This window comes from Prauserella rugosa (assembly GCF_000719975.1).
Classification (GTDB): Bacteria; Actinomycetota; Actinomycetes; order Mycobacteriales; family Pseudonocardiaceae; genus Prauserella; species Prauserella rugosa.
Genome location: NZ_JOIJ01000001.1, coordinates 483,649 through 500,964 on the forward strand (window position 1 = coordinate 483,649; position 17,316 = coordinate 500,964).

Annotated in this window: 17 protein-coding genes; 7 read left to right on the plus strand and 10 right to left on the minus strand. The window is 69.6% G+C overall.

Annotated elements, in window-relative coordinates; genetic code table 11:
• Positions 1–11: 11 nt before the first annotated feature.
• The 4 genes from IF64_RS0102330 to IF64_RS0102345 form a co-directional block, all read right to left on the minus strand.
• On the minus strand, positions 12–1,655 hold the full coding sequence (locus tag IF64_RS0102330) for an alpha/beta hydrolase (RefSeq protein ID WP_030530302.1): 1,644 nt from the start codon (positions 1,653–1,655) through the stop codon (positions 12–14).
• A gap of 105 nt (positions 1,656–1,760) precedes the next feature.
• A complete protein-coding gene (locus IF64_RS0102335; RefSeq protein ID WP_051757389.1) occupies positions 1,761–2,666 on the minus strand; it encodes a septum formation family protein in 906 nt (301 codons plus the stop codon).
• 307 nt (positions 2,667–2,973) lie between these two features.
• A complete protein-coding gene (locus IF64_RS27430) occupies positions 2,974–3,135 on the minus strand; it encodes a hypothetical protein (RefSeq protein ID WP_169741913.1) in 162 nt (53 codons plus the stop codon).
• 393 nt (positions 3,136–3,528) lie between these two features.
• The gene (locus tag IF64_RS0102345; RefSeq protein WP_030530304.1) at positions 3,529–4,722 is read right to left on the minus strand and encodes an ATP-binding protein; all 1,194 of its coding nucleotides are present in this window, start codon (positions 4,720–4,722) and stop codon (positions 3,529–3,531) included.
• 153 nt (positions 4,723–4,875) lie between these two features.
• Between IF64_RS0102345 and IF64_RS0102350 the strand changes: the two genes are divergently transcribed.
• A complete protein-coding gene (locus IF64_RS0102350) occupies positions 4,876–5,925 on the plus strand; it encodes a glycerophosphodiester phosphodiesterase family protein (protein ID WP_030530305.1) in 1,050 nt (349 codons plus the stop codon).
• A gap of 132 nt (positions 5,926–6,057) precedes the next feature.
• A complete protein-coding gene (locus tag IF64_RS0102355) occupies positions 6,058–6,570 on the plus strand; it encodes a DoxX family protein (protein ID WP_030530306.1) in 513 nt (170 codons plus the stop codon).
• A gap of 124 nt (positions 6,571–6,694) precedes the next feature.
• On the opposite strand, the gene IF64_RS0102360 is transcribed toward IF64_RS0102355, so the two are convergent.
• Positions 6,695–8,023: an acetyl-CoA C-acetyltransferase gene (locus IF64_RS0102360; protein WP_030530307.1), complete on the minus strand. Its 1,329-nt coding sequence runs from the start codon at positions 8,021–8,023 to the stop codon at positions 6,695–6,697.
• Between the two features lie 118 nt (positions 8,024–8,141).
• On the opposite strand from IF64_RS0102360, the gene IF64_RS0102365 reads away from it, so the two are divergent.
• Complete coding sequence (locus IF64_RS0102365; RefSeq protein ID WP_030530308.1) at positions 8,142–9,488, plus strand: 3-oxoacyl-ACP reductase; 1,347 nt, start codon at positions 8,142–8,144, stop codon at positions 9,486–9,488.
• A 13-nt stretch (positions 9,489–9,501) separates the two neighbouring features.
• Positions 9,502–10,347, plus strand: a complete 846-nt coding sequence (locus IF64_RS0102370; protein WP_030530309.1) for a MaoC family dehydratase — start codon at positions 9,502–9,504, stop codon at positions 10,345–10,347.
• A 56-nt stretch (positions 10,348–10,403) separates the two neighbouring features.
• Here IF64_RS0102370 and IF64_RS0102375 read toward each other — a convergent pair whose 3' ends face one another.
• Positions 10,404–11,252, minus strand: coding sequence for an NmrA family NAD(P)-binding protein (locus tag IF64_RS0102375; protein WP_030530310.1), 849 nt, complete (start codon positions 11,250–11,252; stop codon positions 10,404–10,406).
• Positions 11,253–11,369: 117 nt separating this feature from the next.
• Between IF64_RS0102375 and IF64_RS0102380 the strand changes: the two genes are divergently transcribed.
• Positions 11,370–11,942 (plus strand): TetR/AcrR family transcriptional regulator, encoded by a 573-nt coding sequence (locus tag IF64_RS0102380; protein WP_030530311.1) that lies wholly within the window; start codon positions 11,370–11,372, stop codon positions 11,940–11,942.
• Positions 11,943–11,945: 3 nt separating this feature from the next.
• Here the strand turns inward: IF64_RS0102380 and IF64_RS0102385 are convergent, their stop codons facing one another.
• Positions 11,946–12,602, minus strand: a complete 657-nt coding sequence (locus IF64_RS0102385) for a TetR/AcrR family transcriptional regulator (protein ID WP_030530312.1) — start codon at positions 12,600–12,602, stop codon at positions 11,946–11,948.
• 93 nt (positions 12,603–12,695) lie between these two features.
• Here IF64_RS0102385 and IF64_RS0102390 point away from each other — a divergent pair, with 93 nt between their 5' ends.
• Positions 12,696–13,250: an SCP2 sterol-binding domain-containing protein gene (locus tag IF64_RS0102390; RefSeq protein ID WP_048807297.1), complete on the plus strand. Its 555-nt coding sequence runs from the start codon at positions 12,696–12,698 to the stop codon at positions 13,248–13,250.
• Positions 13,251–13,279: 29 nt separating this feature from the next.
• Here the strand turns inward: IF64_RS0102390 and IF64_RS0102395 are convergent, their stop codons facing one another.
• On the minus strand, positions 13,280–13,786 hold the full coding sequence (locus tag IF64_RS0102395; protein WP_030530314.1) for an FxsA family protein: 507 nt from the start codon (positions 13,784–13,786) through the stop codon (positions 13,280–13,282).
• A gap of 110 nt (positions 13,787–13,896) precedes the next feature.
• Between IF64_RS0102395 and IF64_RS0102400 the strand changes: the two genes are divergently transcribed.
• Positions 13,897–14,376 carry a VOC family protein gene (locus IF64_RS0102400; protein ID WP_063493117.1) on the plus strand — a complete coding sequence of 160 codons (480 nt, stop codon included), beginning with the start codon at positions 13,897–13,899 and terminating at the stop codon, positions 14,374–14,376.
• 60 nt (positions 14,377–14,436) lie between these two features.
• On the opposite strand, the gene IF64_RS0102405 is transcribed toward IF64_RS0102400, so the two are convergent.
• Positions 14,437–15,867 (minus strand): M20/M25/M40 family metallo-hydrolase, encoded by a 1,431-nt coding sequence (locus tag IF64_RS0102405; RefSeq protein ID WP_030530316.1) that lies wholly within the window; start codon positions 15,865–15,867, stop codon positions 14,437–14,439.
• A 19-nt stretch (positions 15,868–15,886) separates the two neighbouring features.
• On the minus strand, positions 15,887–17,311 hold the full coding sequence (locus IF64_RS0102410) for a M20/M25/M40 family metallo-hydrolase (RefSeq protein WP_030530317.1): 1,425 nt from the start codon (positions 17,309–17,311) through the stop codon (positions 15,887–15,889).
• Between the last annotated feature and the right edge of the window lie 5 nt (positions 17,312–17,316).

Below are 17,316 nucleotides of genomic sequence, written 5' to 3' on the forward strand. Positions count from 1 at the left end.
CTGCGTGCAGATCAGCCGTTCGGTGTCGGCATGGGTGCGCCCGGGATGCTCTGGTCCTCGGGCACGACACCGTCGACGAGGTAGTCCTCCACGACCTTGTCCACCTTCGGGTTGTCCCCGGCGTAGATGCCGTGGTCGCCCTCATCGGTCACGGTGATCATCCGCGAGCCCTCGAACCTGGCGTGGGCGCGGCGGGCACCTTCGATCGGCGTCGCCGGGTCGTTCTCGGACTGCACGATCAGGGTCGGCGGCACGCCCTCACCGTCCATCTCGGGAAGCTCGATCGGCTTGCCCTTCCAGAAGATGCACGGCTGGATGAGCCAACCCCATCCGAGCAGCGGCCACTGCCTGCCCATCATCTCGGACTGCCAGGTCGCGGTCATCCGGTTGCCGTACCAGGGGCCCTCGTTGCAGGGAATCGTCCAGAAGCTGGCGTCGTAGGCGTCATCGGCCTGGTCGACACCGTTGTTGACGATCAGCGGCTGCGGGCCGAGTGCTTTGGTCTCGGAGATCAGCTTGCGCAGGTCGGCGAGGGCCTCGGTCGAGGCGGCCTTCGGTTCGCCGGTCAGTTCGCGCAGCGACACCAGGTACTCGGCGAGCGAGGGGAACGACGACTTGCTGTAGAGCATGCCCGCGATCGCCGAGTCCAGCTCGTTCGGGCCGACCTTCTCGCCGTCGAGTTCCACGGGCTCCTCGGCCAGAGCCGCGCGCACGTCCTCGTAGGTCTGGCGGGCCTCCTCGCCTGACTTGCCGAAGCCGTACTCCTCGTCGTACTTCGCCATCCACGGCAGGAAGTCGTCGCGCCAACGGCGTTCGAACCCGAGCGGCTGCCAGTCGAACGAGCGCTGCCACGTGGTGGTGAACTCGGTCGACGAGTCGAGCACGAACCGGCCGGTGTGCTCGGGGAACCGCTGCGCGTAGTGCGCACCCAGCCAGGTACCCGCCGAGTAGCCGACCCAGTTGATCTTGTCGCGCCCGAGCAGCGTGCGCAGCAGATCCATGTCGTGGGTGGTCTGGAACGTGTTGATCAGCGGTCCGAGCTCACCGGACTTGACCTGGCAGGAGTCGGCCGCGTACTTCGTGGCGTCGAGGATCAGGTTGAGGTTCTCGCGGCTGCGGTCCCTCGGGTCGAGCGAGTCACCCGTGCCGATCGCACCGCCGCACGTGATGTTGGTGCTGCGGCCCGTCCCGCGCGGGTCGAATCCGATGACCTCCTGGTGCTGGCGGAGCCGGTCCTGTTCGGCCAGGCGCAGTGGGAAATCCCTGCCGGGGGCGCCCGGGCCGCCGGGGTTGGTCAGCACACTCGCGGTCGCATCGCCCTTCGCCTTCAACCTGCTGACGGCGATCGTGATGTCCTCGCCGGAGTCGGCGTTGTTCCAGTCCTGGGGCGTCACGTAGGTGGCGCACTCCAGCGGATGCTCCTCGGGCTGCGGCGCGTCGAGCTCGTCGCCGGTGCACGGATGCCAGTTCAGGTCCTGGTCGGCGTACCGGTCGGGAATGTCGTGAGCGATCTCGGGCTGAGCCGTCGTCGCCTGGTGGGTCTCCCGCTGGCGCGGCGGTTCGGGATCCGCGGTCGCGGCAGGGGCGATCGTCGCGACCATGGCGCTCGCCAGTGCGCTCGCGACCACGGTGCGCCGCAGTGTCGTGTTGGTCATGAATCCCTCAATCTCGAAATGATCGAGGTCATTCAAGCTGCCGCACGCGGTGGTATCAACCGGTCGGAAGTCGCGTCCTTCCGAGGGTTGACAACGGCCAGTGTCCTAATTGGGCGAACCGGACGGGTCGCCGTCGCGGGCGGAACCCGAGGTCGGGCAGCGGAACTCGGCGTAGCAGGTGATGTTCGTGAAGCCGTTTCGCCAGTTGGCCTCGTCCGGCCAGCGCCACGAAGGTGCCACGTCGCGACGCTTGTCGCCGACGTGTTCGGTCACTTTCGCGCCACAGCTCGCTCGCGCCTTGTCGTCGAACTCGCGTGCCGACGGCGGCCGGTCGTCCGGCGAGCCCGCGCCCACGACGCCGACGGCCTCGGCGACGTGCGGCTCATCGCACGGGACGGGGGTGGGCAGTGCGTCGGAAGGGCGGGTCGTCGAACAGAGGCGGTAGGCGTCGAAGTCGTCGGCCAGCGCGTTGCGGACCGAACCGCTGCGGGTCTGTGCCTGCCCGTCGCCGTCGAGTTCGGCCACGCCGCAGCGGTACCAGCGATTGCCTGTCTTCCAGTCGTCGGCGTCGGCCCACACGAGCCATGCGCCGAGCCTCGAGGCGTCGTAGGCCCCGCTGCCCAGGTACTCGGCGGCCGCCTGCCTGCACTGGGGGAAGACGGTGCGGAACACGGTGGCGCGGTCGGGCGGGGTGTCGGTGAGTGTCGAGCCGAGGTCGCCGCCGAACGTGCCCTCCTTGGTGATCTCGACCGTGTGCGGCTCGGAGCACTCGACCGGCCCGGGGCTTCCGCCATCCAGGCACTCCCCCTCACCTGCGACGACCGTCCTGGCCGCCTGGTTCGAGGAGGGTGTGCGGGGCACGTCGTCGAGCACGGGAGGGTCGGCGGGCATCTCGGTGGCCCGCACGCGGTCGGGTTCGGCCAACCCGGTGGTGGCGTCGGCGCATCCGGCCAGAGTGAGGGCGGCCGCGAGCGCGGACACGGCCAGTGCGATACGCCCGGTGCTCGACACGAAGTCACTCTATCGAGTGAGTCGGCGGGCTGGACAGACGTGGTCCGCACGGCCGGTGTCGATCTCCGGTGGCGGCTCGATCGGGTGTGATCGTCGATCATCGCAAGATCGACAGTGGGCCGTCCACTATGTCCACTCGCGACGCGGCGCGTCCGAATTCTCCGCTCGGTGTCGGAGAAACCCCAGGTCCAGACATATGGAAACCCCGCGATGCTGCCAGGTCGGGGGTCCGCCAGCATCGCGGGGTCATGAGGCATATCGCCGCCCATAGCGACGGCGTTACACCTGAATCCCAGTGTAATTCAGCTCACACGCGCGCCTTGGATTTCTGGTAACCGTGTTTCTGGGCGATGGTGATCAGCTCGTCGCGCACGGTCGTCGCGGCGGCGGTGTCGATCGCCTTGCTGACGGCGCGGCGGGTGCGGGAGTGGGCTCGACGGACGCGGAGGCGGGCGGCGAGATTCGACATCTGGGGTGTGGCATCTCCTTCAAGAACCTATCGACTTTTTCCCCTACGTCCCTTATTATCCACGGCCTTCGAGTGCCTCGCCACTGATTATTCGGTGAGCTGCCTTACTTCCCGAACGATCAACGGCGCGCGTTACAGATCTAGCGTGGTCCATCCGTATGAACCTCGACGCTAGCTCTGTCTACCGATTTCTAGCCGTGTACGTAGAAACCCGAATACGACGATAGTGACGGCGATCCGGCGGGTCGAGCCGCGTGGAATGCGAGGCGATCGGAGCGCGAGGATCGGAGTGCAAGGCGCAGCCGGGCAGGAACGAGTGCCGGGCAGGGTGGAGTGTCGGCGGCCGTCTGCGCCGCCTGTCTCGGTGAGCCGCCTGTTTCCGTGAGCCGCCGGTCAGTCGGCGCGCGTGAGCAGGTAGTTGCCGAAGTGCGGCACCGTGAACGCGATGTGCCCGCGTTCGGCCGAGTAGACGAGACCCTTCTTCATGAGGCTGTCGCGAGCAGGGGACAACGATGACGGCTTGCGGCCGAGGTAGACGGCGATGTCCGAGGTCACGGCGCTCTCGTCCTTGCCGTGGGTCAGTTCGGCCATCGCGCGCAGGTACTCGCGTTCGGCAGGGGTCGCGCGCTCGTACCGCGAGCCGAAGAATCCGACGGCGAGTTCGGTCTCCGCTTCGGGGGCGGCGACCCGGACGTCCTCCTCGGTGATCGGGTTCGAAGGGGCGGCGTCCCATGCGGCCTTGCCGTAGGCCTGGATGAAGTACGGGTAGCCGCCGGAGGCGGTGTACAGGGCATCGAGGGCGGCTGGTGCGATCTCGGCGTCCTCGCGCTCGACGGGTGCGAGCACGGCCCGGTCGGCGTCCTCCCTGCTCAGCCTGTCGATCCGCGCGTAGCGGAACAGGCGTTCCGAGTACGACTTCGACGCCGACAACACGGCGGGCACGTGCGGCAGGCCCGCGCCGACGACCACGAGCGGTGCGCCGGACTGCGACAGTTCGTGGCACGCGGCGCACAGGGCGGAGACGTCCTCGGCGGTCAGGTCCTGGATCTCGTCGATGAGCAGCGCGACGCCCGTGCCCACGTCCGTCGCCAGCTCGGCGACCTCGGTGAACAGTTCGACCAGGTCGATCTCGATGTCGCCGGAGTCCGCGCGGCCCTGTGCGGGTGGTACGTCAATGCCGGGTTGCCACCGGTCGCGCATCTTGGCGTCGGGTTTGTTGGCCTTCAGCGCGAACGCCTTCAGAACGGCCAGTACCTCGTCGACGCGATCGGGTGCGCGGTGGCGCACGGCGAGGTCGCGGACGGCGCGGTGGAGGGCCGCGGACAACGGCCTGCGCAGCTCGGCGTCCGGGCGTGCCTCGACCTTGCCCGCTCCCCAGCGCCGCCGGATCGCCATCGACCGCAGTTCGCCGAGCAGGACGGTCTTGCCCACGCCGCGCAGGCCGGTGAGCATCAGGCTCCGTTCCGGACGCCCGCGCGCGACGCGTTCGAGGACGACGTCGAAGGCGTCGAGCTCGCGTTCGCGCCCTGCGAGCTCGGGCGGGCGTTGACCGGCTCCGGGGGCGAACGGGTTCCGCACGGGATCCATGGGCTAGCACGGTATTGGTTTCTCTAGCCGAAACCCGATATTGCCCGAGAAACAGCTACGCGCGTGTCGCTGTGCGTGCTGCCAGGTACATCTGTGGCTCACCTGGTTGTCACCTGCGAGTGCGACTGTCCGCGGGTGAAGACCACGCAGCGTATGGCAGCCCTCGTGGCGAGCCTTGTGACCGTCATCGGGGTCGGCGTACCGGCCGCGGCCGCCGACCCGGCCCCCGGCAAGCCCGGCCGGCCGCACTTCGACATCCAGGCGCATCGAGGAGGCATCGGCCTCACCGTCGAGGGCACGCTCAAGGCCTTCGAACGTGCCCTCGAGCTGGGTGTCACGACACTCGAACTCGACGTGCAGATCACTCGTGACGGCCGCGAGGTGATCACGCACGACCGGCAGATCGACCCCGACAAGTGTCTGGACACCGAGCCGGTCACGCCCGGCGACCCGCAGTTCCCTTACGCGGGCAAGTACGTCAAGGATCTGACGTTCGACCAGGTCCGCACCCTCGACTGCGGTTCCCAGCAGGACCCGCGTCATCCGGACCAGGAGCTCTCCCCCGGCGCCCGCATGCCGACGTTGGCGGAGCTGTTCGCACTCGTCCGCGAGCACCGGGCGTTCGGCGTGCGGTTCAACATCGAGACGAAGGTCGAGGCCGCGGCTCCGGAGGAGACCGCGCCGCGCGAGCAGTTCGTCGAGCGGGTCGCCTCCGAGGTCGAACGGTCCGGGTTCGCGCGCAACGTGACGATCCAGAGCTTCGACTGGGGCTCGCTGATGGCGATGTCCGAACGGATGCCGAAGCTTCCGCTGGTGGCGTTGACCGAGCCGAACTTCCTCGAGGTCGGCGAGCCGGGCGCCTCGCCGTGGCTCGGTGGACTGGACATCGACGACTTCGACGGCAGTCCCGTGCGTGCGGCCGCCTCCTTCGGGGCCAGCGCACTGTCCCCTGTGCACGGTGAACCTCAGGACGGGCAGGTCGGCGACCCCGACTACGTGCCGTTCACCACGAAGGAGATGGTCGACGAGGCCCACGCCCACGGCATGGCCGTCATCCCGTGGACGATCAACGACAAGCCGACCATGCGCAAACTGATCGACGACGGAGTCGACGGGTTGATCACCGACTATCCGAACCGGTTGCGCGAGGTGGCCGCCGAGTACGGTTTCAAGCTTCCGAAACCGGTGCGGCCTGCACGCTGACCGGTGCGTGCCTGTGTTGGGATGTATCGGCCTTTCTAGTGGTGAAGCTAGAGATCGGTAGAGAGTCGGAGACGGCTTCCGTGGGTAGGTTTGTCGATGGAGAGAGTCGTCAGCCGATCTACAGGAGCATCGATGATCTTGCGCCGTGTGGCCCGTCCCCTGCTCGCCGCCATCTTCATCTCCGGTGGTCTGAACGCCATCCGGCAGGCGGAGGGGCATGCGCAGGCCGCTGAACCCTTCCTGAGCGAGAACATCCTGCCCGCGGCCGACCGGTTGCCGGTCAACGCCGACCCGGTGGGCGTCGTGAAGTTCGACGGCGCCGTGAAGGTGGCCGCGGGCACGATGTTGGCGCTCGGCAAGTTCCCCCGGCTGTCCTCGCTCGCCCTGCTCACGAGCATCACCGCCACCACGGTCGCCGGGCACCCGTTCTGGGAGGAGAAGGACGAGGGCAAACGCGCCCAGGAGCAGGTCCAGTTCCTCAAGAACGCGGGCCTCGCCGGTGGACTGATGCTGGCGATGGCCGACACCGAGGGCAGGCCGTCGGTCGGGTGGCGCACCAAGCGCGCCGCCCGCAAGACGCGCAAGAACCTCGAGCACACCGCCTCCAAGGCGACCGGCGCGGTCGAGTCCGTCCTGCCGAACTGACCCACGGCAGTCTCTCAGGGCCCGGCGCACCCGCCGCCCTTTATGCAACCGAGGGCCCCATGGCCGCGTTCAACGCGACCATGGGGCCCTCGGGAGCTTCACCGGGGATGTCCCCGGGTTGGTGTCAGCGTTCCAGGATGGCGGTGATGCCCTGTCCGCCGGCGGCGCAGATGGAGATGAGCCCGCGGCCCGAGCCCTTCTCGGCGAGCAGCTTGGCCAGCGTGCCCACGATGCGCCCACCCGTCGCCGCGAACGGGTGACCCGCCGCCAACGACGAGCCGTTGACGTTGAGCTTGGCGCGGTCGATCGAGCCGACCGGCTCGTCGCGGCCCAGTTTCTCCTTGGCGAACGTCGGGTCCTCCCACGCCTTCAGCGTGGCCAGTACCTGCGAGGCGAACGCCTCGTGGATCTCGTAGAAGTCGAAGTCGGCGAGCGTCAGGCCCGCGCGGTCGAGCATGCGCGGCACGGCGTAGGCCGGCGCCATCAGCAGCCCCTCCTCGCCGTGCACGTAGTCGACCGCGGCGGTCTGGGTGAACGTGAGGTAGGCCAGCACCGGCAGCTTGTGCGCCTTGGCCCACTCCTCGGTGGCCAGCAGCACGGCGGAGGCGCCGTCGGACAGCGGCGTCGAGTTGCCCGCCGTCATCGTGCCGTCCTGGCCGCCGAACACGGGCTTGAGTTTGCCGAGCTTCTCGGCCGTCGAGTCTGGGCGCAGGTTCTGGTCGCGCGTCTGGCCGAGGAACGGCGTGAGCAGGTCGTCGAAGAATCCCGCGTCGTAGGCGGCCGCGAGCCGCTGGTGGCTGGTGGCGGCCAGCTCGTCCTGGTCGGCGCGCGAGATGTCCCACGAGTTGGCGGTCAGCGACGCGTGCTCGCCCATCGACAAGCCGGTACGCGGCTCGGCGTTCTGCGGGATCTCGGGCACGAGGTGGCCGGGGCGGAGCTTGCCGAGCAGCTTGATCCGCTGGCCGAGCGTCTTCGCGGCGTTGAGCTTGACCAGTACGCGGCGCAGGTCGTCGTTCACGGCGAGCGGGGCGTCGCTGGTGGTGTCGACGCCGCCCGCGATGGCCGAGTCGATCTGGCCGAGCGCGATCTTGTTGGCCGTGTTCACGATCGCCTGCAGGCCGGTGCCGCAGGCCATCTGGACGTCGGAGGCGGGCGTGGTCGGCGCGAGCTTGCTGCCCAGCACGACCTCACGGGCCAGGTTGAAGTCGCGCGAGTGCTTCAGCACGGCACCGGCGGCGACCTCACCGAGCTCCTCGCCCTGCAGCGCGTACCTGCTCACCAGGCCGTCCATGGCTGCGGTGAGCATGTCCTGGTTGGAGGCGTTGGAGTAGGGGCCGTTCGACCGCGCGAACGGGATGCGGTTCGCTCCGACGATCGCGACCCTGCGTGCGGTCGGCGCCTTCGGCTTGCTCGACCGCGACCTGCCGCTGCTCGGCTTCTGCGCTGAGGTCATGGCTTCCTCCTGCTCGGCTGGTTCTCGAGAACGCTCGCGTGCGTCCGAGTGTAACTTACTCGCGAGTAGGTTAGGCTTTCAGGCAGCAAGCAGCCACATGAGGACGGTGACGCAGCGGATGGCGGACAAGTATCAAGAGTTCACCAAGAGCGCGGTAGGCAAGTTCCTGGTGCCGAAGCTCGGCCTGCCCAACCCGCCGAAGCTGCGGCGCTACCGCCCGGGCGAGCCCCCGTTGGCTGGCCCCGCGCTGGTCGGCGCCGCACCCGGTGGACGACTCGAGAAGACCCTGGCCAAGCAGATCGGTGCCGCGGGCATCGACCTGCTGTCCGAACCCGGCGGTGACGACACGCGCTACGGCGCCCTCGTCTTCGACGCTACCGGGATCAAGGACCCCGCGCAGCTGCGCGAGCTGCACCGCTTCTACCAGCCCGTGGTGCGCAAGGTCGCCCCTTCGGCGCGGGTCGTCGTGCTCGGCACCCCTCCGGAGCTCGTCGAGGGCAGGGAGCGGGTCGCCCAGCGTGCGCTCGAAGGCTTCACGCGTTCGGTCGGCAAGGAGCTCAAGCGCGGCGCCACCGCCCAGCTGGTGTACGTCGCAGAGGGCGCCGAGGAGGCCACAGAGTCGACGATCCGGTTCCTGCTGTCGGCCAAGTCGGCGTTCGTCGGCGGTCAGGTGATCCGCGTCGGCACCGGTGGCGTGACCACCGCGACGGCCCCCGAGAACTGGGACACCCCGCTGGCGGGCAAGACCGCGCTGGTCACGGGTGCCTCCCGCGGCATCGGTGCGGCGATCGCCGAGACGCTCGCCCGCGACGGCGCCCACGTGGTGGCCCTCGACATCCCGGCGCAGGGCGCAGACCTGTCGCAGGTCGCCAACCGGATCGGCGGCTCGGCGCTCCAGCTCGACATCACCGCCGACGACGCGCCCGCCAAGCTCGCCGAGTACCTGTCCGAGCGGCACGACGGGGTCGACGTCGTCGTGCACAACGCGGGCATCACGCGGGACAAGACCCTCGGCAACCTCACCGACCAGGCGTGGGACGCCGTGCTCGGCGTCAACCTGGTCTCGCAGCTCGCGGTGAACGACAAGCTGATGGCCGACAAGGTGCTCAACACCGGCGGCCGCATCATCGGCGTCTCGTCCATGGCCGGTATCGCGGGCAACGTCGGCCAGACCAACTACGCGGCCAGCAAGGCGGGCGTCATCGGCATGGTCGACGACACCGCGCCGAAGATCGCCGAGTACGGCGGCACGATCAACGCCGTCGCACCCGGGTTCATCGAGACGCAGATGACCGCGGCCGTGCCGATCATGATCCGCGAGTTCGGCCGCCGCCTTTCCGCGTTGTCGCAGGGCGGTCTGCCGGTGGACGTCGCCGAGACGATCGCCTGGTACGCCAACCCGGGTTCGGCCGCGGTGAACGGCAACGTCGTGCGGGTGTGCGGCCAGGCGTTCCTGGGGGCGTGACATGGCGCGTGACATGACGGTCAAGGAGCTCGACGGCGCACCCAACGTGGCGGCGCTGTATCCGAAGGTCGTACTCGGCGGACTGCGCAAGAGTGGCGGTGAGCTGCCCGACCTGGAGTACGTGCGCACCGGCGTGGTCGCCGACGCGGGCAGGCTCGCCGAGTACAACAAGGTGTGCGGGTTCCGGCTGTCCGACGAGCTGCCGGTCACCTATCCGCACATCCTGGCGTTCGGTCTCCAGATGGCGCTGATGGCCGAGCCGTCGTTCCCGTTCCCGCTGCTGGGGATGGTGCACGTGGCCAACCGCATCACGCAGTACCGGCCGATCCGTATCGACGAGCCGATGACGCTGCGCGTGCGCGTGCAGGACCTGCGCCCGCACGAGAAGGGCAAGCAGTTCGACGTCATCAGCGAGGCCCACGTCGAGGGGGAGCTCGTCTGGTCGGACGTCAGCACCTATCTGCGTCGCGGCGGTGGCGGGTCCGGTTCCGGTGGCGGTGGTAAGCAGCTCGCGGCGCCGACTCCGGATGCGATCTGGCGGATCCCCGGCGACATCGGACGTCGCTACGCCGAGGTCTCCGGCGATCGCAACCCCATCCACCTGCACCCGCTGACGGCCAAGGCGTTCGGCTTCCCCTCGGCGATCGCACACGGCATGTGGACGAAGGCCCACGCCGTCGCGGCGTTCGAGGGCAGGTTGCCCGAGGCCTACACGGTGGACGTCAAGTTCAAGCTGCCGGTGCTGCTGCCGGCGAAGGCGGCGTTCACGACGTGGCGGACCGACGAAGGCCACGCCTTCGAGGTGTGGAACGCCCGCAAGCCGAAACCGCACCTGTCGGGCACGATCACCGCGCTGTAGTCCGCCTCCTCGTCGGGTGCCGCATTCGAAGCCGGCACCCGACGAGGGCGGTGCGGTCAGACCGTGACCAGGTCTTCGACCTGGGCGGCTGCGCTGCGGGGCGGCCTGCGGAGTAGCTCGCCCAGTACCGGTCCGGGGTTGGCGTAGCAACCGGTGCGGGCGGCCTGGAACATCCCGAGCGTCATGTCGGCCAGGAACTCCGGGGCGCCGTCCGCGATCCGGTCGGCACGCCACTGCTCGTCATCGACGACGACGCGCTCGACCGCACGTCCGCTGACTCGGGTCAGGATTGCGGCGACCTCGTCGAGGGTGACCGGTGGTGCTGCCAGTGTCACTGGGCCGTCGAATGAGTGCTCCCCTGCAAGGATGATGGCGGCGGCCTCGGCGAGGTCCGCTCGATCCGTCCACGAGAGAGGTCCGTCGGCAGGCTGGGCGATCTTCCCGGTCTGTCGCCACGGGCCGAGGAGTTGGTCGAGGTCGCCGAAGAATCCGTTGCGCAACGCGGTCCAGGCCACTCCGGACTCGCTGAGGGCCGCCTCGGTGGCGGCGTGTATGGCCGCCGGGGCGTACGGGGTTTCCGCGGCGTTGTGCTGGCTCGTGTAGAGGATCCTCCGTGCGCCTGCTGCGACGGCGGCCTCGATGGCCGCGTGGTGCTGGCCGACCACGTCGGCCGCCATGTTGTTGGAACTGATCAGCAACACCTGGTCGGCACCTTCGAAGGAGTGGCGGAGGGCGACCGGATCGTCGTAGGAGCCCTGTCGCACACGTACGCCGCGGTCGGCCAGGTGCTGGGCTCTGCTCGGGTCACGCACGCTCACCCCGATGCGCTCGGCGGGTAGGCGTTCGAGGAGATGCTCGACGGTGGCCCCGTTGAGCGCGCCGGTGGCGCCGGTGACAACGATCATGCGTGGCCTTCCCCTAATTTGACCTGGTTGGTCAGTTTGTCCCGTGCGCCGACGGTAGATAAACTGACTTATGGTGTCAAGTTATGGCGAGGTTGGCTACGTCGAAAGGGCGGGGACATGACCGTCGAGCAGCCGCGCTTGCGTGCCGACGCCAAACGCAACGCGGAGCAGATCCGACATGCCGCGATCGACGCCTTCCGCGGCCGAGGACTCTCCGTGCCGTTGGAGGACGTGGCCACGGCCGCGGGAGTGAGCAAGGCGACGGTGTTCAACCGGTTCGGCGGTCGGATCGGGCTCATCGAGGCGGTCATCGAGCAGCTCGTCGCTCGTGAGCTGTACGCCGTCATAGACCACGCCAGGACCATCGCGGACGCAGGCGATCGGATCGCGTACTACATCGACGCGATCCGCAGACTCCAGTACCGCCAACCGGCCGCCAACGACGTCCTGCTGCAGATGTATCCCGAATCGCAGCAGCTCATGGCGATCTGCCACGTCGCGGGCGAGTTCAACGCCGAGCTCGTCGCCGCGGGACACGAGTCGGGTGCACTTCGCCCCGAGTTCGGCGAAGCCGACCTGCAGGCGCTCATCCACGACAGCGCGCTCGCGCTCAAGTACGGAACCCGGCCTGCGGCTGCCGACTACGATCGCCGCACCACGTTCCTGCTCGACGGGATTCGCGCGCCGTGAGGCTCAGGCGTCCGTGGGCCGCCACACCTGGCCTTCGACCAGGTCGTTGAAGCCCAGCCACGTCAGGTTCATCAGCCACGACGCCAGTACGCCCGGCGAGATGTCGGGGCGGTCGAGCCACCAGTCGGCCAGCGCCTCGGCGGCGCCGACGAGCGCCGCTGCCAGGCCTTCACCCGAGAACTCCGCCTGCTCCGCGAGCCCCTTCCGCGAGCCCTGCGAGACGACCAGCTTGGTGACCATCGCGATGGCGTGTTCCCGCAACGCCGTGATCTCGGTCGCGAACTTCCCGCCGACGGCCAGCGCCTGCTGGTGCAGCACCGTCCACGACTCGCGGTGGTCGGCGACGAAGCCGTAGAACGCGCGCAGCCCCGTCCACAGTTGCATGTCCGGGGCGACGTCCAGGTCGATGCCCGCCTGGACGGTGTCGATCAGCAGGTTGGCCTCGCGCCGGATGCACTGGAGGAACAGGTCCTCCTTCGAGCCGAGGTAGCTGTAGATCATCGGCTTGGACACGCCAGCGACCTCGGACACCTCGTCCATCGACGCAGGGTGATATCCGTGGCGTGCGAACACGGTGACGGCCGCGTCGAGGATCTGCCGCTCCCGTACCGCTCGCGGCAGGCGCTTCGCCTTCTCGACCTGCTGACCGCTCTCCGTCACTGTTCCTCCTGCCCCAGTGGGCGTCTCACCCTTGTGGTGCCGCCGTTCGCCCGCCGATTGCCGCCGCGACATACCGCTGAGTAACCTTACGCCGTGCCAACCGGAAGTGTCCTGGACGAGTTCGCTCGCAGCATCGATATTGAGGTGCTGAGTACCGAACAGTTCCTCCGCGTCCTGGAGACGCTCCACATGTTGGACAGTGCGGGCGCCGGCATCGAGCTGAGCTCATTGTCCACCGAGGTGCTGGCCGAGGTGGTGTCGGCGGCGTCGAAGGATCAACTCCGGGCGCTGGCCAAGCATCCCCAGCTGAGGGCGTTGTTCCTCGAAGAGGTGTTCCGCCGGATGGCCGATCACTTCGACGCCGAACGCGCCGGCGACGCCGACATCGTCGTGACCTGGCGGTTTCCCAACGGCGACGACTACGACCGCTACCAGACCGTCATCGAGGACGGCCGGTGCGTGTCCACGGCCGACTGCGTGCTGACGCCGGACACGACGATCACCGCACCCTTCGAGGACTTCCTCAGGGTGGCGACCGGCAACGCCCGAGCCGCCTCGCAGTTCGTCCGCGGCAAGCTCAAGGTCAAGGGCGACTACACCCCGGCGATGCGGCTGTTGAGCTTCTTCGACCTGCCCGGCGCGAACTGATCCACCGGGCAGGCGGGTGATGGTGGCCGTCAGCCTTCGATGATCCGCGGCGGGCCGTCGTCGGGCCCCTCGCGCCGGCTGCGCTCGTCGCGCGCCGCGTTGCGGTCGTCGACCACTTCGCTGTCCACCACGATCACCTGGCTGCGCATCCCGGGCCCGAACGCACCACCCGCGCGGCCGCCGACGGGTGCCCGCCGTTGCGCCCTCCGCAGCCACGACCTGCGCAGCACCTTCCGCGTCGGCGGGATGAGGAACAGCAGGCCGACGAGGTCGCTGACGAAACCGGGCAGCAGGATCAACAGGCCGCCGACGCCGACGAGCATGCCGTCGGTGATCTCCTCGTGCGGGGACCGGCCGGAGCGCGCCGTCGCCGTGAACGCGCGCATCGCCTTGCCGCCCTCGCGGCGAGCCAGCCACGAGCCGACGAACGCACCGGCGATGAGCAGCCCGATCGTCGGCAGGAACCCGACGAGCGAGGCCACCGTCCACACGGCGGCCACTTCGGCGATCACGTACAGCAGGAGCACAACGGCCATACCGGGTCAACGCGTGAGGTGTCCGGTTTGATCCCGATCACGGCGACGAATGGACCGCGAGGGCCACCCGGTCGTCGGGACTCGAGACGGGTGGGCCCAGAATCCGGGGTATGAGTGAAGTGCCGGAGCAGGAGTTGAACGTGGCCGAGTGGCACGTCCCGCAGCGGATGAGTGTCGTGACGCTGGCCGCCGGAAACGTCGCGGAGCTGCGCGATTTCTACAAGGCCCTCGGCTGGGAGGAACTGCCCTCGGGCAGCGACGACTGGGTCGGTTTCCTCGTCGGCGGCGTGGTGTTGGCGTTGTATCCGCGGGCCGCGCTGTCGGAGGAGACCGGTGCGGGCATGTACGGCGGCGGGTTCACGCTCGCCGTGAACGTCGACTCCCCCGAGCAGGTCGACGCGGCCTACGAGGCCGCTCTCGCGATGGGTGCAGGTGCCGTCGCCGAACCGCAGCCACGCCGGTGGGGCGGCCGGTCGGCCTACTTCGCCGACCCCGAGGGCAACCGCTGGGAGATCGCCTACAACGAGCGCGTGACGTTCGGTGAGCGCGGCGAGGTCGTCGCGTTCAACGAGGTCGACACCGAGGAATGACCGAGCTCCCTCGGCGCGGCCGGCCTGCGCGCCAGCAGGTGATCGGCCGCGCCGGGAGCGTCAGCCCTGTGCGTGGGCGTTCAGGAAGTGGGCGACCGCCTCGGTCACGCGCTGGGCCTGCGGGATGTGGAGCCACTCGTCGGGCACGTGCGCGTTCGAGTCCGGTCCGAGCGCGCCGGTGACGAGGAACTGCGCCTCCGGGTACTTCTCGCCGAGCAGACCCATGAACGGGATGGACCCGCCGAGCCCGCTCGTGCGCCACGGGGCGTCGAACACGCTCGTGCTGACCGACTCGAGCGTGTCCGCGAGCCAGGGCGCGGGGTCGGGCGCGTTCCAGCCGTCGGCGGCCTCGAGCCCGGAGAGTTCGACGGTCGCCCCGTAGGGAACGTCGGTGGTCAGCGCCTTCTTGATGGCCTCGAGCGCGGCCGCGGAGTCGGCGGTCGGCGGCAGGCGGAAGCTCAGCGCGAGGGTCGACTCCGAGCGCAGGACGTTGCCCGCCTCCGCGGGGTCGGGGAAGCCGGCCGCGCCGATGACCGACAGCGTGGGCCGCCACGCGTTGGCCAGCAGCAGCTCGACGTCGTCGTCGGCGACGGGCCGGGTCGAGCCGTGCAGCGGGAACGCACCGGCCACCGCGCCGGGCGGGGTGACCTCGGCGGTCGCGCGGGCCTCGGAGACGCGGTTGTCCGGGATCGAGACGGTGCACTCCGGGATCAGCACGTCGCCGGTCGTGGCGTCCTCGATCCGGTCGAGCAGCGCGCGCAGCACGCGGAACGAGTCCGGCACCACACCACTGGCCAGGCCGGAGTGCTGCGACGAGTCGAGCACGCGCACCGTGACGTCGACCTGCGCGAGGCCCCGCAGCGAGGTCGTCAGCCACAACCGCTCGTAGTCGTTGCCGCCCGAGTCGAGGCACACGACGAACGTGACCCGGCCGAGCCGGTCGGACAGGTGCTCCAGATAGGCCGGCAGATCGGGGCTACCGGACTCCTCGCCGGTCTCCAGCAGCACGACCGAACGCGCGTGTGCACCGTCGCCCGCCCGCACGGCTTCGAGCGCGGCCGTCGCGGCGTACCCCGCGTAGCCGTCGTCGGCCGAGCCGCGGCCGAACAGCTTGTGCCCTTCGATCACCGGCGTCCACGGTCCGAGTCCCTCGGCCCACCCGCCGACCGGCGGCTGCTTGTCGAGGTGGCCGTAGAGGAGCACGGTGCCCGCGTCCTCGGCGCCCGGCGTCGCGGGAACGTCGAGGAGCAGCACCGGGCTGCGGCCTTCGAGCCGGACGACGTCGATGGTGGCGCCGGGGATCTCCCTGCTGGCCATCCACGCGCGGACGTGCTCGATCGCGGCGTCGAGGTGGCCGCTGGTCTGCCACTCGGGGTCGAACCCCGGCGACAGCGCGGGGATCTCGACGAGGCCGGACAGGCTGGGCAGGATCTCGTCCGACCACATCTTCTGGACGGTGTCGGTCACGCGTTGCTGTTCCACGTGCCCCATCCTGCCTCACCGGGTCGGCTCAGGCCCGTGCGTGTGCGTCGATGATCCTGGCGACGGCCTCGGTGACCCGTTCGGTCTGCTGCAGATGCAGCCACTCGTCGGGCACGTGCGCGTTGTTGCCCGGTCCGCGCGGTCCGGTGACGACGAACTGCGCGTCCGGGTAGGCGCGGCCGAACATGCCGAGGAACGGGATCGTGCCGCCGAGTCCGAGTGCGCGCCACGGCAGCCCGAACACCTCGTCGCTGACGGTGTCCAGTGTGGATTCGAGCCACGGAACGCGGGGGCCCGCGTTCCAGCCGGTGGCGGCATCGGCGCGGGCGATGTCGATCTGCGCGCCGTAGGGCGGGTCGGCGGTGAGCGTGGTGGTCAGTGCCTCGAGCGCGGTGTTCGCCTCGACGGTCGGCGGAAGCCGGAAGCTGAGCTTGACGCTCGTGTACGGGCGCAGCACGTTGCCCGCGTCGGCGAGCGGCGGAAGGCCCTCGGCCCCGGTCACCGACAGCGTCGTGGCCCACGTGTTGGCCAGCACCAGGTCGGCGACGTCGGCGGTGCCGTCGCGGCTGTAGCGCATGCCCTCGACCAGGGGCAGCGTCGGCGCGAGCGCGTCGCCGGCCGCGCGCACCTCGGCGAGGCGGTCGGCGGGTACGTCGGTGACGAGCTCGGGCAGGTGCAGTTCGCCCGAGCGCGGGTCCTCGATGCGGTCGAGCAGTTCGCGCAGGATGCGGAAACTGCTGGGCACGAAGCCGCTTGCGTGTCCGGAGTGGACACCCGAGGTGAGCACGCGCACGGTCAGGTCGAACGAGATCATCCCGCGCAGCGAGGTGGCGAGCCAGAGCCGCTCGTGGTCGGCGCCGGAGGTGTCGAGGCACACGACGAGGCCGACCTCGCCCAGCCTCGGCCGCAGATGCTCCAGGTAGGCGTCGAGGTCGCGGCTGCCGGACTCCTCGCACGTCTCGAGCAGGACGACGGCGCGGGCGTGGGCGCCGCCGGCTGCGTGGAGCGCCTCGAGTGCGGTCGCGGCGGCATAGGCCGCGTATCCGTCGTCGTTGGCGCCCCTGCCGTACAGCCTGCCGTCCTTGACCACCGGCTTCCACGGCCCGAGGCCCGGTGACCACTCGCCCGCCTCCGGCTGCTTGTCCAGGTGGCCGTAGACGACGACGGTCTCGTCCGTGCGTGCTCCCTCGGTGGCGGGAACGTCCAGCAGCAGTACGGGCGTGCGCCCCGGCAGTTCGACGACCTCGGTCGTCGCGCCGGGCAGCCCGCGGGCGTCGAGGTAGGTGCGGACGTGGGCGATCGCGTCGTGCAGCGCGCCGGTGCGCTGCCAGTCCGCGTCGAACGACGGCGACAACGCCGGGATCTCCACCAGCCCCGACAGTCCCTCCAGCGCCGCACCGGAGTCCGGCGACCAGCGGTCGCGCACCGTCTCGCGGATCACCGTGGTGTCCATGCCGT

What these genes read in the sequence shown, in the direction of transcription:
- IF64_RS27430 (WP_169741913.1), bottom strand. Translation starts at nt 3,135, where the DNA reads ATGTCGAATCTCGCCGCCCGCCTCCGCGTCCGTCGAGCCCACTCCCGC.
- IF64_RS0102330 (WP_030530302.1), bottom strand. Translation starts at nt 1,655, where the DNA reads ATGACCAACACGACACTGCGGCGCACCGTGGTCGCGAGCGCACTGGCG.
- IF64_RS0102345 (WP_030530304.1), bottom strand. Translation starts at nt 4,722, where the DNA reads ATGGATCCCGTGCGGAACCCGTTCGCCCCCGGAGCCGGTCAACGCCCG.
- IF64_RS0102355 (WP_030530306.1), top strand. Translation starts at nt 6,058, where the DNA reads ATGATCTTGCGCCGTGTGGCCCGTCCCCTGCTCGCCGCCATCTTCATC.
- IF64_RS0102395 (WP_030530314.1), bottom strand. Translation starts at nt 13,786, where the DNA reads ATGGCCGTTGTGCTCCTGCTGTACGTGATCGCCGAAGTGGCCGCCGTG.
- IF64_RS0102410 (WP_030530317.1), bottom strand. Translation starts at nt 17,311, where the DNA reads ATGGACACCACGGTGATCCGCGAGACGGTGCGCGACCGCTGGTCGCCG.
- IF64_RS0102380 (WP_030530311.1), top strand. Translation starts at nt 11,370, where the DNA reads ATGACCGTCGAGCAGCCGCGCTTGCGTGCCGACGCCAAACGCAACGCG.
- IF64_RS0102350 (WP_030530305.1), top strand. Translation starts at nt 4,876, where the DNA reads ATGGCAGCCCTCGTGGCGAGCCTTGTGACCGTCATCGGGGTCGGCGTA.
- IF64_RS0102365 (WP_030530308.1), top strand. Translation starts at nt 8,142, where the DNA reads ATGGCGGACAAGTATCAAGAGTTCACCAAGAGCGCGGTAGGCAAGTTC.
- IF64_RS0102360 (WP_030530307.1), bottom strand. Translation starts at nt 8,023, where the DNA reads ATGACCTCAGCGCAGAAGCCGAGCAGCGGCAGGTCGCGGTCGAGCAAG.
- IF64_RS0102405 (WP_030530316.1), bottom strand. Translation starts at nt 15,867, where the DNA reads ATGGGGCACGTGGAACAGCAACGCGTGACCGACACCGTCCAGAAGATG.
- IF64_RS0102375 (WP_030530310.1), bottom strand. Translation starts at nt 11,252, where the DNA reads ATGATCGTTGTCACCGGCGCCACCGGCGCGCTCAACGGGGCCACCGTC.
- IF64_RS0102370 (WP_030530309.1), top strand. Translation starts at nt 9,502, where the DNA reads ATGACGGTCAAGGAGCTCGACGGCGCACCCAACGTGGCGGCGCTGTAT.
- IF64_RS0102400 (WP_063493117.1), top strand. Translation starts at nt 13,897, where the DNA reads ATGAGTGAAGTGCCGGAGCAGGAGTTGAACGTGGCCGAGTGGCACGTC.